We start from the raw sequence: 17,904 nt of genomic DNA, 5'->3' as shown, positions 1-17,904 counted from the left end.
AAGGAATGTATAAAATGTCATGGGAAGAAAAAACCTTTTTTGGTGATAATATAACTACTTTTTGTCAAAGTGAAGATTGTACAATTTACCAAATGAAAGATGAGTCTGGTGATGGTATTATGACGGCAATTAAGGTATTCCCAGGAATTACTTTGCTATATAATGACTTTCATATGCAAAATTGTTCTTCACAGTTTCATACAAAAGCTGATTTTCTTTGCATTGATTTCTGCCGTGAAGGGCGAATGGAATGGAAATTGGACAATGATACCTATGTATATATGAAGGCTGGTGACTTGCAAATAAACGGTCGAGAAAATCATATTCAAAACTTTGGATTCCCTCTTAAGCATTACCATGGAATATCATTAATATTTCACATTGAAGAAGCAAGTGAAGTGGCACAGCTATATGGGGGATTTTCTATTGATTTAGCTGCTTTAAGTAAGAAATTTTCCATGTTAAGCAAACCTTTTATTATTCAAGCAGATAAAGTAATAGCACATATATTCTTGGAGTTTTATACCATACCTAATAAGATAAAAAATGATTATTTAAAAATAAAAATTTTGGAGCTACTGCTTCATTTAAGTATTTTAGAGATTCCTAAAAATTTTGATAAAAGACCATATTATTATAGAACTCAAGTTGAAAAAATAAAGGCAATTCAAGAATTTATTATAAAGAACTTAGAATATCACTATACATTAGATGAGCTTTCAGAAAAATTCAATGTTCCTTTAACCTCAATGAAACTATGCTTTAAAGGTGTATATGGAACTTCAATATATTCTTATATTAGAGTATATCGTATGAATAAAGCGGCTATTATGCTAAGACAAACTAAAGAAAATATTTCTGACATAGCCCATAAGGTTGGATATGATAATTCAAGTAAATTTGCATCAGCCTTTAAAGCTGTTATAGGAAAATCACCAAAGGAATATAGAAATTCTATTGTCTAAATGGAGCCTCCTGGACCCATTAGAGTAGATGGGTCACTAAATATACAATATAATTGGGAATAGTTATAGAGCTCTAACTATTCCCATTTTTATAAGATTTAGAAAGGAGATTATTATGAATCAAGAATCTTGGCTAAAAACGGTTATGAAATTTGCAAAGCCCTGTAGAAGAAAATTAGTTTTTTCTATTCTCTTAGAAATTATTAGTGTAGGGGGAGGCATAATTCCCTACTTTGGAGTATATCAGATAATCATTCTCTTTTTTGAAAGAAAACAGTCTGTACACGATATATTATTTTGGTCATCTATTTGTCTTTTAGGATATGTAATTAAATTATTATTCCATGCTTTTTCAACAATACTATCACATGTTTCCGCCTATACAATTTTAGAGGGAATGAGAATGTCCATGGCAGATAAATTAATGCATGCACCACTCGGTACAGTATTAAACCAGACAGTGGGAAAATTAAAAAGCATTGTAATAGATAGAGTGGAAACAATAGAACTTCCTCTTGCCCATTTAATCCCAGAAGGATTTTCAAATTTATTATTGCCTATTTGTGTTTTTATTTATATCCTCATGATAGATTGGCGTATGGCCTTAGGCTCAATTATAACAGTTCCCATTGCCTCTATTGCTTACGGCTTTATGATGAAAAACTTTAATAAAAAATATGCCGACTATATGGAAGCTAGTACCTATGTCAATGGAGTCATTGTTGAATACATTGAAGGGATAGAAGTTATTAAAGCCTTTAATCAATCCACAACCTCCTATGAAAAGTTTGAAAGAGCCATATATTCTTTCAAAGAGTACACTTTAGATTGGTTTAGAAGTACATGGAAATTAATGAATTTTGGTGGAGCAGTTTTACCTTCCACTTTGCTTGGTACATTACCTATAGGAATGCTTCTTTACAAACAAGGAAGTTTAAGCCCATCAGAACTTACTATGTGTATGATTTTATCCTTGGGAATCATAGGTCCATTGACAAGTTTTACAGTGTTCATTAATGACTTAAAATCCATTGAATATGCTGTGAAAGATGCTGCTGAACTGCTTAACCTAAAAGAATTGGAAAATACAAACAAGTTGGTTTTTGTAAAAGGATATGATATTGAGTTAAATAATGTTTCATTCTCCTATGATAGTACAGGTGATGAATATCTTAGCAATAAGGTACTATCGAACTTAAGTTTAAAGATTCCTCAAGGAAATTTTACAGCATTGGTGGGTCCCTCTGGTAGTGGTAAATCTACCATAGCAAGATTGATTGCTCGCTTCTGGGATGTAAGTGAAGGTGAAATAAAAATAGATGGTATAAATATAAAAGAAATCCCTCTTAGTCAGCTTTGTGACATGGTTAGCTTTGTTACACAGGATAATTTCTTATTTAATTGTTCATTACTTGAAAATATTCGCTTAGGCAATCCAAAGGCAACTGACGAGGAGGTTTTACAAGCGGCTAAATCTGCATGTTGTGATGAGTTTATCTCCAATTTTGAAAAAGGATATCATACTAGTGCTGGTGAAGCTGGAGGAAGACTATCTGGTGGAGAAAAACAGCGAATTGCTATAGCACGTGCCATATTGAAAGATGCTCCAATTGTAATTCTTGATGAAGCAACTGCATTTACTGATCCAGAAAATGAAAATAAAATTCAAAAATCTATTGCTGCACTTACGAAAGGAAAAACATTGCTGGTTATTGCTCATAGATTATCTACTATAAAAAATGCAGATCAAATTGTTGTTCTAGAAAAAGGAAAAATTAAAATCACAGGTACTCATGAAGAGTTATTAAGAGAAAAAGGGCTTTATAATGATATGTGGACAGCACATATTGGATCAAAACTATGGGCAGTCAATCAGGAATAAGGAGGAATTCACTATGTTTAAATCAATAAAAAGAATAATGGCATGGACAGGAATACGTAAAAAGAGATTATATGTTGGATTTATTTACTCTTTTATACACACTATATTTACTTCAATGCCCATTATGATAACAGCTTATGGATTGAATCTAATATTAAATGATATAAATGGACAAAAAGCATTGACCAATAAAGAAATTATTTTACTGACTATATATATGATACTTGCTGTACTAGGAAGATTTTTCTTTGCCTATCTCCGTGCAAAAACACAAGAAAGTATTGGATATGAAGTTTCGGCAGAAGAAAGAGCTAAAATTGGAAATATCCTGAAAAGAGTATCTCTTGGGTTTTTCAGCAATAATAATACAGGAGAACTAACTTCAGCTGTTACAACAGATTTATCCTTTATTGAAATGCATGGAATGAAAATGATTGATACCGTAATAAACGGATATATCAGTGCTTTTACCATGGTACTATGTATTGGATTTTATAATATATGGATTTCAGTAATTGCAGCAATAGGAATATTATTATCTGCAATATTTCTTAAACTTTTAGGAAATAAAAGTAATCAAAATGCTCCTATTCATCAAAAATCACAAGATGAGATGATCAATGCAACTATTGAATATGTCAGAGGAATGCCTATAGTAAAGGCATTTAAACAAGAAGGGGTTTCAATAGACGGAATTCGCAATGCCTATAAATCCAGCAAGAATATTAATATAAAAATTGAAAAGAATTATGTTCCATATAACACACTACATCATCTTGTATTAAAGGCTGCATCTGTATGTATCGTAGCTGTTTCTTCTATTTTTGCTGTAAATGGAACTATGAACATACCAACTATGTTAATGATGATTATCTTCTCTTTTGTTATCTTTGGTAGTGTAGAGGCTATCAATAATGCTGCCCATGTTCTAAAAATTATAGATGCAACTTTTACTAAATTACAACCAATTGAAGCTGCAGAATTTATTGATCGTGACGGTGAAGACATTTCCTTGAATAATTATGACATTGAATTTCAAAATGTAACCTTTGCTTACGATAACAAAAATGTGTTAAATAACATATCACTTAAAATTCCACAGAATACAACTACTGCTATTGTTGGCCCATCTGGTAGCGGTAAAACGACTATATGCAGTTTAATTACCAGATTTTATGATGTAAATGAAGGAATTATTAAAATAGGAAATGTAGATATTAGAGAAATGACCTGTGACAGTCTATTAAAAAATATTAGTATGGTATTTCAAAATGTGTATTTATTCCATGATACTATTCTAAATAATATTAAATTCGGAAAACCGGAAGCCAGCTTCGATGAAATTGTAGACTCAGCAAAAAAAGCCTGCTGTCATGAATTCATTATGAATCTTCCTAAAGGTTATGATACTATCATAGGGGATGGTGGTTCTACCCTCTCTGGAGGTGAAAAACAAAGAATATCTATTGCAAGGGCTATGTTAAAAGATGCTCCAATAGTCATATTAGATGAAGCTACAGCCAGCATTGATCCTGAAAATGAACATCTCATTCAACATGCAATTAGTGCCTTAGTATATGGAAAAACCATTATCATCATAGCCCATCGCTTAGCCACTATTCAAAATGCAGATCAAATACTTGTAGTAGATAATGGACAAATTGTTCAAAGAGGTACTCATACAGATTTAATAATAGAACCTGGTATTTATAAACGTTTTATTGGAATTCGTGAGAGCGCAGAAGGATGGATGATTGCATAATTAATACTTCATAATTATCTACATTGACCAAGGAAAGCAATATATTAATTAGACCATAAAAAACGACAATCCTAAATTTCAAGGAATTGTCGTTTTTTACTTATTTCAAATTCTCTTCTGCTACAACAACTGACTGTTCATATTTCTGAATTTTTTCATTTAGCCTATCTAGTGTTTCCTGCATATCTTACAGTCTTTCAATTAGCTGTTTGCGTTGTTCAATATGAATTTTTCACTGTCTTCAAATACTTTTCCAGACACAGTTAATCTTCCTTTCACCTTATCTATTCATAATATTATATAAGCATCTTTTTTTATTATTATTCATGAAAAATTCTTGACAAAAGCTATAGATATGAGCATATCCATAGCTTTTCTAGGATAATCACTTTAAGTAGTATTTTACATACAAATCCCTATCACAACCATAATCTATTAATACCAAATTTCCATCTAAAATTCCCCAATTTCCTATTCTTATTAAGTCTTCATATAATAATCCATGGGTACTAGAAAGTTCCCTTATTCCTTTTTTTATCTCAGATGTATTACAATAAATTCTTGTTGATACACTATTTAAATACATAAGAATGTTTCCATCAACAGAATCTCGTATTCCCCAATGCTGTAGAGCTTTATTAAGCGGTACTGCTTTTTTCATTATTAATGTTTTATCTTTTAATTTTATTATTGGACATAGTAACTTTTTGCACTGATCATTACAATTATTATAAACTTTAAACTCTACTTCAGACTGTGTAATTCCAGCTTTTCTATAAGCATATTTTAAAACTAACTCTTTGTTAATACTAAAAACATATCTACTTGAACCTATACCTTCTATATTAAAGATTTTTTTTATATCACATAATCCTAATTCTAAAATATTTGATATAAAATTTTCACTGTCCATAGTGTGTTTTTGAATCACATCTATTCTCTCCTTCGTTTATTCCTCTATACATAATAGTATATATTCCACTAACGAATTTGTTGATATATATGTTTTAATAACCATACTTCATATTAATCCTACATATTACAAATTAATGAATCTAAATAAAAACAGCGACTGCTATCAACATTAATTGTAGCAACCGCTATATATTTTCTAATTATCAATCTTTTGCAAAACTCCTTAGTTTAAAGCTACCTGCTGTAAAGAAACATAGAGCAATCAATATAAGGATTAATATATTAGGAAAAAGATTACTATTTTCTATGATATCAATCAACCAATAAAATGGAAATAATTTGCTTAAGTTAATTATCATAGTTGATGCGTTTTCAAAATCATTAAGACTATTAGCTATTATAGATAATACTAGAGATATTAAGGAATACACTACAACTGCTAGTGATGCTAAAGTTACATTTTTCATCCATCTAGTAGCCGCTAAAATAACACTTGTAGAAACTAAACTAGATAAATTTAACACTATAAAGGCTATTCCTAGAGAACCTCCCTGAATTTTTAATACAAATTTTATGAAGGCAAATGCTAAAAAATTAAGTGTCCCTTGTAATATAAATATAGCTAAGAATATTCCTCCAAGGACCTCATAATCCTTATTAGCTGTAGTTATGGCTCTTTTAAGCACTTTAGCATTCTTTATTTTTATTAAATCTTCAGCTATAACTGAACCACCAATAAGCATAAAATAACACGCAAATACTAGTATTGACTGAAAATCCCCCTTATTATTCTCCCCTTCGTTATATTCAATATCAGTATTAAAGATGTCTTCTTTTAAGTCAGGATATATTTGAGCTTTAATTTGCTTATTTATAAAGGTCTCAACCTCTTGTTCTGCTAATACACCACCTAATTGATTATCAATTTTAAATAAATCTACCTTCGGTTTAATTCCCTGTTCTAAACTACTGCTAAAATCCTTTGGTATATAAAACAATTCCCCTATTTCGTTGCTATTTAATTTATCATAACTATCACTAGGTTTACCTACATATAACTGAATAGTGTAATTTTTTTCTAGTTCCTCAATAAGATTAGTACTAATAGTTCCCTTGTCTTCATTTATAATTCCTATAGGTAATTTACTAACATCATTATTACCCATCAACAACATAACTGGCATAATTAATGGTAGTCCCACAGTCATAATCAATATCATGGGGTTTTTTATATATCTTTTTATATTTATCCAAGTTAAATTTAAGAGCTTCATATATTTTTCCTCCTAACTATTATAGTTTTACCTAGCGTAATACCATATAGTAGTATACCTACTGTCAATATCCTTAAAATATAACTGGTTGACCCTTGAAGTCCTCCCGTCAAAACGTAATTCTCATAGGTTTTACTTATATAATAAGTAGGTGATAAAACTGCCAATTTATTGGATGTATTAGTGAAAATTCCTCCACCTATAATTGGTGTCATGAACAGTATAAATGCCATTACTTTAGCTAACTTTTCTTTAAAAATCTCTATTACAAAATAGCTTACAGAAACTATTAATAAACAACTACTAATGCTTATTAGTAACAACGCTCCTAAATCTCCTTTAAAAGATATTCCTGAGATTCTATATACACCAATGTATCCTCCTACTAAAATCAACGTATATATTAAGTAAGCTATAAAATTATAATTAAATAATGTGGCCTTACTTAATGGCATTGACATCATTCTTTTTTCTAAATTTAAGCTTGGCTTCATAAAGCTTGAAATTATAACCCCATACATAAGCATAGAAAATACAAAGGATACCATAGATGATGAATAATATTCATAAGAATTTATAGTTCTTTCCTTTTCTACGTTCTTAGTTATTATAGAGCTTTCACTATAAATCTTACCTAAATCCTCTAAATTTCCACCTGAACTACTTAAATATATATTTTCATGATATCTATCTAATATGCTTTTTAAAGTCTTAAGCTTAAAGTCACTTGAATCTTTTTGCTTAATTACTATAGGATTTTTATCTCCATTCATTATAATTCTTTCATACCCTTTTGGAATAATGATATCTGCTGCATACTTATCATCTTCTGGCTCTATATTAATTACTTGTTTCAATTCATCACTCTTTAAAAAATTTATCATTTGAGAAGACATAGTAGATTTATCTTCATCTACTATTTTTATTTCTATTGTTTCCAATTTCAATGGATTTTCAAATAATGATTTTTGCATGAATCCCATAAGCCCAGCTAGTAGTAAGGGGAATCCTATATAAAATAATAGAGTTACTGATATATTAGATATCATTGCTCTTAATGTAGTCTTCACATAATTTATTAATCTCATAGTATCACCCCTAATCTCTCAACTTTTTGCCTGTTAGTGCCAAAAATACATCTTCTAGCTTTGGTTCTTCATAGCTAATCTTTTTGATATATGCTCCTCCATGCTCTAGTACTACCAATGCTTCAGCTAATTTAAAGTTACTTCCTATGTTTAAACAAATTTCTTCTTCTTTATCTTGTACACCTTTAACTCCTTCTAGATCTTTTAACTTTATTAAAGTATCTCCTTTAATATTTGATGCCTCAATAATTACTTTATTATTTTGAAATACTAGTGACTTTATTTCTTCTTTTCTTCCATAAGCTATTTCTTGTCCTAAATCTATAATAAATACTCTAGAACAAAGCTCTTCCACCTCTTCCATGTAGTGAGAAGTATATATTACTGTAGTCTTTAACTCACTACATAATCTTTTTGTAAAATTAAAGATATGATTTCTAGATTGAGGATCTACTCCCACTGTAGGCTCATCCATAATAAGTACTTTAGGATGATGCATAATAGCCGCTGCTATGTTTAACCTTCTTTTCATACCACCAGAAAATTTTTTTACCTTTTCTTTTCTCCTATCTAATAATCCTGTTACCTCTAATGCCTCATTTATCCTTTCTTTAAGCTGTTTTCCTTTTAAACCATAAAGGGAACCAAAAAATTCAAGATTATCATATGCATTTAAATCTTCCATAAGAGAAATCTCCTGAGGAACTAAACCTATGCATTCTTTCGCTTTTATAGGTTGCTTTTCTATATCATATCCACATATTTCTATACTCCCGCCATTGGAAGTAATTAGGCTTGTCATTATATTTATAAGTGTAGACTTCCCTGCTCCATTAGGTCCTATAAGACCAAATATTTCTCCTTCATTTACTTCAAAACTTATATTATCAAGGACTAACTTATCATTAAATCTTTTTGTCATATTACTAACTTTTATAATACTCATAAAAAATACCTCCAAACATCTTGTACTACTATAATAGCTAAGATTTTGAAGGTATTCTAATACTCCAAGTCATTATATTAGATGACTTAAGTCACTATTCCATTTTTAAAAGCGAAGATAGCAATTTGAGTTCTATCTCTCAGGGAAAGTTTAGCTAAAATAGAGGTAATATTATTCTTTATAGTTCCCTCTGATAGAAATACTTCCTCAGAAATCTCCTTATTAGTTAATCCCTTAGCTATTGCCTTAATTATCAAAATTTCTTTTTCTGTAAGCTTGTATTTTTGTAAATTATCATTTTCTTTTTTATTATATGTATTATGAATAATCTCATTAGCAATGTCTGGATGAACTACTACGCTTCCCATATATGCACCTTTTATCCCTTCATATATGACTTCATGGGAACTGTCCTTTAATAAATATCCTGAAGCACCATATTTAAGTCCTTCATGAATATATTCTACATCCCTAAAGGTTGTAAGGATTAGCACTTTTACATTCATAAACTGCTCTTTTATAAGTCTAGTTCCCATAACTCCATCACAGTCCTCCATTCTAATATCCATTAATACTACATCTACAGGATTATTTCTACAAAAATCTATACTTTCATATCCATTTTTACAAAGTCCTACTACTTCAATATCCTCATAAGTAGACAAAATTATTTTAAGACCCTCTCTTATTAGTTTTTCATCGTCAACTATTAATAACTTTATTGTCCTCATATCCTATATGCTCCTTTCCTTAGGAATAACTAGCTTCATTGAAAATCCCTTATTCAAAGCAGTAGTAATATCAATAGTTCCCTTAAGTTCTAAAGCTCTTTCATGCATATTCTTAATTCCTATTCCACCACTATTAATGTTATTACATCCTATGCCATTATCTCTAAAGGTCATAATTAAGGTATCCTGATTAAAATTCATAAATATATCTACTTTATTTGCCTTTCCATGCCTTGATGCATTGGATAAAAACTCCTGAGCTATTCTATAAATATTAGCCCCTTGTTTAGAAGATAAACTCCATAAATATTTTGATAGATTGAGCTTCACTTCTATCCCTGTAAGCTTAGTAAAATTTTTACTCAATTCTTCGATTCTCAATACTTCTTCATAATTCTTATAGTCCATAGGTTTTAAATCTCTTACAGCTCTTCTTACATCTTGAAAACTATCGTTGACAAATTCTCTTAAATTACTGGCCATTTCATCTAATGAGCTTCCTTCTTTCTTTGCTACCACTTCCATAGCCTTAAGTTGGATCATTGTAGTAGATAATGCATGTCCCACACTATCATGTATTTCCCGGGAAATTCTATTTCTTTCCCTAAGGGTAGTCAATTCTTCTATAGATTCTGCATAACTTTCTAAACTGACATTGGCTTTTTTTAGGTTTTCCTCTGAAATTCTAAGCTTGTCATACAAGAATTGAGCATCCTCTTTCTTTCTATTCTCCTCTATTATGTACATAAAAAGAATATATATTGTTGATAAAAAGCATAAATTTATCAATATTTCATTTACAGATATATCTACACTAAATATAGTAATAGTTATAAATAATATAACTATAGCTATGTATTTTAATATTCCATCTATCATTAAAAATGCATCCATTATTAATGGTAAAAAATAAGCAATTGTAATTCCTCTATATAGATAAAACATTGCCGTGCAAACTATGAATTCAGTTATTATGGATACGTATATTAGATATTTATTATTAAAGTAGAATACTCTTAATTGATTATTTATGACTATAAATAGAATAAATAATATTAATTCTAAGGGTATTTTTTCTGAAAATACTGCTATTTGAAGGGTTAATATTATTAAAATAATATATCTCATTATTAAAAACTTTCTATCCTTTTTCAATACTTACCACCTATTCCTTTAACAATTCATTTCATAACCACTTACATATATAAGAATTCATATTACAAGTATATTTAATGAACTGTTCAAATTGAGTTTCATATTATTACTGCGAATACCATTTGCAGAAAGCTTAGATTCACTTAAGCTCTATGAAAGAAAAAATCGTTAAGAAATATAACCTGTCCGAACGTAGTGAGTTGTTGTATTTTAGATTTTTTATTGAATAGAGCTTTTAGTGAATCAAGGTTTCGAAACGGTTGAGCAGGGATAATATGAAGCTCATATCAATTAATTTATAATGTAGAAACTTTATTACTACTTACATATTAAATTCTACTATAATTAATTTTTCATAACAACCTAATGATTAACTCCAAAAATTAATATATGAATTATGAAAGTAAATCAGTGCTTTCTGTGGTTTAATTACATAATAAAATAGGATGTGTCAAAAATATCCTTAGATATTTTTGACACATCCACTTTTTTTACTTACTATATTAGAAATAATGATAATACAAATACTGTTGCCATTGTTACTACCCCTTGAATTAAGGTTGCAACGGTTTGACCTTTGTATGCTGTTTTTAAATCCATGTTTCCAAATTGAGTAACTACCCAGAAATAACTATCATTAGCATGTGATACTGTCATAGCTCCTGCTCCTACTGACATAACTACTAATACTTTAGCAATTTCTGAAGTTAGTCCTAGAGATGGTAGTAACGGAAGCATCAATGCTGAAGTTGTAACTATTGCTACTGTTGAAGAACCTTGTGCTGTTTTTAATGCAGCTGCTATAATAAATGGTACAAAAATTCCTAAATTTAATGACTGTAATGATTCTCCAATATATTTTCCTATTTCGGCATCTCTAATAACTGCTCCTAGTGCTCCACCTGCTGCAGTAACTACTAAGATTGAAGCTGCATCCTTTAAGGAATCTCCAACCCATCCAGTTAAAGTTTTTTCATCTAATTTTGGAGCTAATGCAAAAGAGCAAAATAGTCCAACAAGCAATGCGTTAACTGGTGTTCCTAAAAATCCAAGAACTTCTTTTACAAGTCCTGCTCCAAATGGATCTCCTGGGAATTTAGCTACTGATCCTAATGCCATTAAAACTATTGGTACAATTATTGGTGCGAAAGCTTTTGTAGCTGATGGAAGCTCACCATAATTTTTTATTTGATCTTCATAACTTAGAAGCTCTTCAGTATCTTCCTTTACGCTTAATTTTTTAGATATTTTATTAGCATACCAGTTACCAGCTATAACTGATGGTATAGCTACTAGCATACCAATAACAATAACTAACAACAGGTTGTCTAATTTTAAGTTTGCTGCTGCTGCAATTGGACCTGGTGTAGGTGGTACCAATGTATGAGTAGCATAAAGTCCTGTTGATAATGCTATAGACATTGCAAGCATTGAGGTTTTTGTCTTTTTTGCAAGGGTCTTATTTAATGAAGATAATATTACATAACCAGAATCACAGAAAACTGGTATAGATACAATGTATCCTATAATACTCATGGCAATAGTAGGTCTTTTTTCACCAACTAGATTAATAACTACATCTGCCATTTTTATTGCTGCTCCTGATTTTTCAAGGAAAGTACCAATAATACATCCAGCTATAATTACAATTCCAATACTGGTTAAGGTTCCTCCAAAACCACCTGTGATAATGCCTGGTATCTTATCTGATGGTAATCCTGCCGCAAAAGCTAAGATATAGGCTCCAATAATTAGTGATAAAAATGGATGAAGTTTAAATTTAGAAGTTGCTACTACTATAAATATAATTACAAAAATTAATGAAATAATTAATATAGCTCCTTGACTCATATTTTTTTCCCCCTTTATAAATTATGATTCTGTTAAGTTATATTAACATTGCTCTTATCAACTTTAGGAAATATAATAAGTTTAACTTGAACCAAATATTTCCCTTAGAAGAGAAGAGCAATGCGCAACACTAATATAAACTGTCCTAGCTGCCATTCTAATAAACTATATAAGTTTGAGTTAGATAATCAGGCTACAGACTCTGAATTATTTATTATTTTTAAATAAACACAACCTTAGAATTCTTTCCGCTGATTTTTCTAATAAATTCTCAGCAGATTTCATTGATTCCTCTAAGCTCATGGGCCTATCTACTATTGAAAATATAGAAGTAAATCCTTTATCATAAAGCACTTCTGCATCTTTCCCTATAGAACCAGCTATAGCAATTATAGGTTTATTATACATTGTTGCAACCTGCGCTACCCCATAAGGAGTTTTTCCAAATTGTGTTTGATAATCTATACCACCTTCTCCAGTTATGACCAAATCACATTCTTTAATTTTCTCCTCTAAATTTGTAGCGGATATTACTATATTAATTCCCCTTTTTAGATCACCTTTCATAAAAACCTTTAATGCTGCTCCTAATCCACCTGCTGCTCCAGCTCCTGGATAATCTATAATCTTCTCGTTAAACTTCTTTTCTATAATCTCTGCTAGATTTCTTAATCCATTATCTAATAGCTTTATCATTTCTTCTGTAGCTCCCTTTTGAGGTCCAAAAACTTCTGCTGCTCCCCTAGGTCCACAAAGTGGATTATCTACATCACAAGCTATAACAAATTTACTTTCCTTTAACCGTGAATCTAATTCAGTTATATCTATATCAACTATATCACTTAAACCTTCTCCACCTAATTTAATTGATTTACCTTGTCTATCAAAGAATTTACATCCCAATGCCATAAGCATTCCTGTGCCTCCATCATTGGTTGCACTTCCACCTATACCTATAATAAATTCCCTACATCCTCTATCTAATGCGTCTTTTATTATTTCTCCGGTTCCAAATGTAGTTGTTATCATTGGATTTCTTTCTTCTTCTTTTAATAGAGTAAGTCCTGAAGCTTCAGCCATCTCAATAACAGCAGTTATACCATTACCTAAAATTCCATATTTAGCTGTTATCATTCTATATAATGAATCTCTTACTTCTGCTTTAATTATAGTTCCATTAGTGGCATCTATTAATGATTGAACTGTTCCTTCTCCACCATCTGCCATGGGAACCTTTTCAATACAAATATCACTACATACTCTCCTAATACCTCTCTCTATTGCATTAGCAGCTTCTTTTGCAGTCATACTTCCTTTAAAGGAATCCGGTGCAATAACTATATTCATACTCCCCCCCCCTTATTATGTTCCTTAATATAATTATAGAAAGGTATTTGTGCTACATCAATGTACAATTAATACAATTAATAGCCCTTTAAAATCCTATATCATTGTGCATATTATACAAAAAACTATATACTTTTAATTAATCTTTAACATAATATTTCATACTATCTTTTTCGCTGAAAATAATGTAGCACATATAAAGTTCCATACAACAAATACAATTAGATAAATCTAGTCCATACTGTTCTCTATACTTTCTCATTCTATAAATAAAAGTATTCCTATGTTGAAATGAATTTTCTGATGCCTTTTTTACATTCATATCATTCTCAATCAATATTTTCGCTGTAAATAATATTTCTTCTACTTCCTTTAAGTCAAAATCAAAACTTTTTGTTATAAAGGATTTTAAATATCTTATCTTTGCATTTTCAGAAATATTTTTTATCACAATAGGAATCCTAAAGTCTTTATATAAGTAATATATCTTGTTCTTACTAATATTTCTACCTAACTTAAGTACTTCACATGCAGTATCATAAGAAATAACATAATCCTTAATATTATTACAAGGTACGCCAACTGCCAAATCTAAATTCACATTTGCTTCCTTATAAATATATTTATTAAGTTCTGTACAATATTTATCTATATCTTTAGGTACAGTTTTTAAAATAACAAATATATCACAATATACATTTATTACTAAATCATTCTTTGAATTGTTATATTCATTTATAAGTTTCACAATCTTATCTTTTATTTCTTGTGATTTTATCTCTCTCTTTTCTCCTAAGCTATGGAGTACTTCAGTAAAATTACTTATATCTCCAATTATAACAACTCTTTCACACTCCATATTGATTTGAAGTAATTTTGCTCTTCTTTCTATATCTTCCCATTCTTCCTCAGTATGGTTTTTAATAAGCTCTTTTATAAAATTCTTTATGGCCCTTGTTTGAAGCATTTGTTCCTGTCTATTTACCTCTTCTTGAATCATTAGTTCTACTAATTCTTTAACTATTAATCCATATCCCTTAACTTCATTGATATGGCCAGTTATCCCCACCACACCTTGAACCTTTCCATCAAAACAAAATGGTATATTTACCCCTTCTTTACATCCTTCATACCTATCTAAACTATTTTCATCTATAATAATCTCCTTATTTTCTTGAGCAACCTTATATGCTCCAGAGTGATATGTATTTATTCGAGATTCATCTCCTGAAGCAGTAATAATCCCTTTATCATCCATAATATTTATATTTTTCCCCAAAATAGATATAAGTCTATTAACTATAGATTGATAATTAACTAGATTTAACATCTTAACCCCACCTTAAAGTACCAGTTATTAATTTCTAACTTAATACTAGCTATCAATATTATAATAATACACAAATCTTGTTTATTACTCATAAATTACCATATTATATTCTATATATAAATATACACATATTTACATCATACTTCAATATGTCTCAATATAACCCTTTTTATATTTCAATTCTCCTATTACTATTAGTTTAGGTACCTTATCCATATTTCTATATAAGGGATAATTAACTTTGTTAAGGTTAATAATACTTTTGAAAATATACTTTTAAAGGAGAGATTTATAGATGTCAAGTTATACAGGTGTAGTTAAATGGTTTAATACTGAAAAAGGTTATGGGTTCATTTCTGGTAATGAGGGTAATGATATTTTTGTACATCATTCTCAAGTTAAAGAAAAGGGAACTGATAAGGATTTGCATGAAGGTGAGCAAGTAAGCTATAGTGTCTCAGAAGGTGAAAAAGGCCTTATGGCAGTTAATGTTCAGAAAATTTAAACAGATTCTTAGCAAATCAATATTTCAAAAGAGTATTAGAACATGACTAATACTCTTTCATTAAAGTTATTTCTATTGTCTTCTTTTAGTCTTACTCTTAAATTTACTCTTCTCTTTACTTTTTACTTCATTCCTACTATTATTCTTACTAGTACTCTTACTACTATTTTTATTCCTACTATGTTCTTGCTTGTTTAAGCCTGTAGTTTTCTTTTCCCCTTTGTTTCCTTTATTATTGGTAGTAACTTTTTTACTTCTAGGGCGATTATTAATATTTGAACCTTTAAATCTATCTTCTCTAGATTTTATTAGGCACTTTGGACCGTTCCCTATTAAATCTTCTCTTTCCGCTTGAACTAATGCTTCATATACCAGATTATAATTTTTAGGATTACCAAACTGTAAAAGTGCTCTTTGCATAGCTTTTTCCTGTCTAGTTTTAGGTATATATACTGGCTCCATAGTTAAAGGATCTACCCCTGTATAAAACATAGTAGTTGAAAGTGTTCCTGGAGTTGGATAGAAATCTTGAACCTGTTCTGGTTGATATTTTATATCTCTTAGGTATTCCGCAAGCTTTACAGCCTCAGCTAAAGTGCTTCCTGGATGACTAGACATTAGATAAGGAATTATATATTGTTTCTTTTCTAACCTATCAGTTATTTTAAAGAACTTTTGTCTAAATTCTTCATAAGTCTTTCCTGCTGGCTTACCCATGTATTTTAATACATTTGGAGCTACGTGTTCTGGAGCTACTTTTAATTGTCCACTTACATGATGCTCTATAAGTTCCCTTAGGAATTTATCATTTCTATCTGCCATTATATAATCATATCTCAATCCAGACCTTACAAAGACCTTTTTAACCTTTGGTAAAGTTCTCATTTTTCTAAGTATCTGAAGATATTCTCTATGATCTACATCCATATTTTTACACACACTTGGTGATAAACATTGCTTATGCTTACATGCACCATGGGTTAGCTGTTTTTTACAAGCAGGACCTCTGAAATTTGCAGTTGGCCCACCTACATCATGTATATATCCTTTAAAACCTGGAAGCTCTGTTATCTCTTTTGCTTCATCTAATATAGATTCTTCACTTCTACTTTGAACTATTCTTCCCTGATGAAAAGTTATAGCACAAAATGAGCAGTTTCCAAAGCATCCCCTTGAACTAACTATACTAAATTTAACTTCCTCTATAGCATCTATTCCCCCCATACCTTCATATATGGGATGGTAATTCTTTTGGTATGGAAGAGCATAAACCACATCAAGCTCTTCTCTAGTTAATGGCATTTCTGGCTTATTAATTACTACATACTTATCTGTATGCTTCTGTACTAAGGTTTTTCCTCTAACTGGATCTTGCTCTTCATATTGAATTTTAAAGGCTTCTGCATATTTCATTTTATCTGCACAAACTTCTTTATATGACGGAATTTCAATATAATCACTATAGAGTTCATCTAAACTATCCGCAATATAACATGTTCCTGGTATATGTCTTATATATTTAGCTTGAAAGCCATCATTTAAGTTATTTGCAACCTGAACTATTTGCTTTTCACTCATGCCATATATTAAAAGGTCTGCTCCACTATCTATTATCATAGATTTCCTCACCTTATCATTCCAATAGTCATAGTGAGCAAATCTCCTAAGGCTAGCCTCAACTCCCCCAATTATTATATCAACATTCTTATATGCTTCTCTTATCTTATTGCAGTAAACAATCGTAGCTCTGTCTGGTCTTAATCCCATTTTTCCACCTGGAGAATAAAAATCCTTGTCTCTAAGTCTTTTACTCACAGTATAGTGATTAACCATAGAGTCCATATTTCCTGCATTTACCAAAAACCCAAGTCTTGGTCTTCCTAGCTTCATAAAATCATCTGTACTATGCCAATCTGGTTGAGCTATTATTCCAACTTTATACCCTGCTGCCTCTAAAACTCTAGAGATAATTGCTGTTCCAAAGCTATGATGATCTATATATGCATCTCCTGTAACCAATATAAAATCTAACTGATCCCATCCTCTATCTATCATATCCTGCTTACAAATTGGTAAATATTTATTATTTAACACATTTTCACCTACTCATCTATTGTTAAAGCTTTAAATTAATTTCTTTTTTATTCATCATA

The 17,904-nt window shown here is 30.2% G+C and carries 14 protein-coding genes; 4 read left to right on the top strand and 10 right to left on the bottom strand.

Annotation, left to right across the window (positions count from 1 at the left end; translation table 11 throughout):
* Positions 1 to 14: 14 nt before the first annotated feature.
* The 3 genes from ACI48Q_RS15210 (at position 15) to ACI48Q_RS15200 (ending at position 4,609) form a co-directional block, all read left to right on the top strand.
* Positions 15 to 965 (top strand): helix-turn-helix domain-containing protein, encoded by a 951-nt coding sequence (locus ACI48Q_RS15210; RefSeq protein WP_474919967.1) that lies wholly within the window; start codon positions 15 to 17, stop codon positions 963 to 965.
* 115 nt (positions 966 to 1,080) lie between these two features.
* Positions 1,081 to 2,847 carry an ABC transporter ATP-binding protein gene (locus ACI48Q_RS15205; RefSeq protein WP_474919966.1) on the top strand — a complete coding sequence of 589 codons (1,767 nt, stop codon included), beginning with the start codon at positions 1,081 to 1,083 and terminating at the stop codon, positions 2,845 to 2,847.
* 13 nt (positions 2,848 to 2,860) lie between these two features.
* Positions 2,861 to 4,609 (top strand): ABC transporter ATP-binding protein, encoded by a 1,749-nt coding sequence (locus ACI48Q_RS15200; RefSeq protein ID WP_474919965.1) that lies wholly within the window; start codon positions 2,861 to 2,863, stop codon positions 4,607 to 4,609.
* Between the two features lie 385 nt (positions 4,610 to 4,994).
* Here the strand turns inward: ACI48Q_RS15200 and ACI48Q_RS15195 are convergent, their stop codons facing one another.
* The 9 genes from ACI48Q_RS15195 to ACI48Q_RS15155 form a co-directional block, all read right to left on the bottom strand.
* The gene (locus tag ACI48Q_RS15195; protein ID WP_474919964.1) at positions 4,995 to 5,540 is read right to left on the bottom strand and encodes a hypothetical protein; all 546 of its coding nucleotides are present in this window, start codon (positions 5,538 to 5,540) and stop codon (positions 4,995 to 4,997) included.
* Between the two features lie 187 nt (positions 5,541 to 5,727).
* Positions 5,728 to 6,798: an ABC transporter permease gene (locus ACI48Q_RS15190; protein ID WP_474919963.1), complete on the bottom strand. Its 1,071-nt coding sequence runs from the start codon at positions 6,796 to 6,798 to the stop codon at positions 5,728 to 5,730.
* Positions 6,795 to 7,886 (bottom strand): ABC transporter permease, encoded by a 1,092-nt coding sequence (locus tag ACI48Q_RS15185; RefSeq protein WP_474919962.1) that lies wholly within the window; start codon positions 7,884 to 7,886, stop codon positions 6,795 to 6,797. Before ACI48Q_RS15185 ends, ACI48Q_RS15190 begins: the two co-directional genes overlap by 4 nt.
* A 10-nt stretch (positions 7,887 to 7,896) precedes the next feature.
* On the bottom strand, positions 7,897 to 8,832 hold the full coding sequence (locus ACI48Q_RS15180) for an ABC transporter ATP-binding protein (RefSeq protein WP_474919961.1): 936 nt from the start codon (positions 8,830 to 8,832) through the stop codon (positions 7,897 to 7,899).
* Between the two features lie 86 nt (positions 8,833 to 8,918).
* Positions 8,919 to 9,563 carry a response regulator transcription factor gene (locus ACI48Q_RS15175; protein ID WP_474919960.1) on the bottom strand — a complete coding sequence of 215 codons (645 nt, stop codon included), beginning with the start codon at positions 9,561 to 9,563 and terminating at the stop codon, positions 8,919 to 8,921.
* A gap of 3 nt (positions 9,564 to 9,566) precedes the next feature.
* A complete protein-coding gene (locus ACI48Q_RS15170) occupies positions 9,567 to 10,718 on the bottom strand; it encodes a sensor histidine kinase (RefSeq protein WP_474919959.1) in 1,152 nt (383 codons plus the stop codon).
* A 498-nt stretch (positions 10,719 to 11,216) separates the two neighbouring features.
* Positions 11,217 to 12,569, bottom strand: coding sequence for a GntP family permease (locus ACI48Q_RS15165; protein ID WP_474919958.1), 1,353 nt, complete (start codon positions 12,567 to 12,569; stop codon positions 11,217 to 11,219).
* A gap of 207 nt (positions 12,570 to 12,776) precedes the next feature.
* Positions 12,777 to 13,916, bottom strand: coding sequence for a glycerate kinase (locus ACI48Q_RS15160; RefSeq protein WP_474919957.1), 1,140 nt, complete (start codon positions 13,914 to 13,916; stop codon positions 12,777 to 12,779).
* Between the two features lie 139 nt (positions 13,917 to 14,055).
* The gene (locus tag ACI48Q_RS15155) at positions 14,056 to 15,246 is read right to left on the bottom strand and encodes a CdaR family transcriptional regulator (protein ID WP_474919956.1); all 1,191 of its coding nucleotides are present in this window, start codon (positions 15,244 to 15,246) and stop codon (positions 14,056 to 14,058) included.
* A gap of 295 nt (positions 15,247 to 15,541) precedes the next feature.
* On the opposite strand from ACI48Q_RS15155, the gene ACI48Q_RS15150 reads away from it, so the two are divergent.
* On the top strand, positions 15,542 to 15,751 hold the full coding sequence (locus tag ACI48Q_RS15150) for a cold-shock protein (RefSeq protein ID WP_474919955.1): 210 nt from the start codon (positions 15,542 to 15,544) through the stop codon (positions 15,749 to 15,751).
* 72 nt (positions 15,752 to 15,823) lie between these two features.
* Here the strand turns inward: ACI48Q_RS15150 and ACI48Q_RS15145 are convergent, their stop codons facing one another.
* A complete protein-coding gene (locus ACI48Q_RS15145) occupies positions 15,824 to 17,845 on the bottom strand; it encodes a YgiQ family radical SAM protein (RefSeq protein WP_474919954.1) in 2,022 nt (673 codons plus the stop codon).
* Positions 17,846 to 17,904: the final 59 nt, after the last annotated feature.

The sequence above is a fragment of the Clostridium sp. LXY-7 genome (assembly GCF_056172015.1).
The sequence above is the reverse complement of the archived record's forward strand: the minus strand, read 5'-3'. Positions and strand labels throughout refer to the sequence as shown.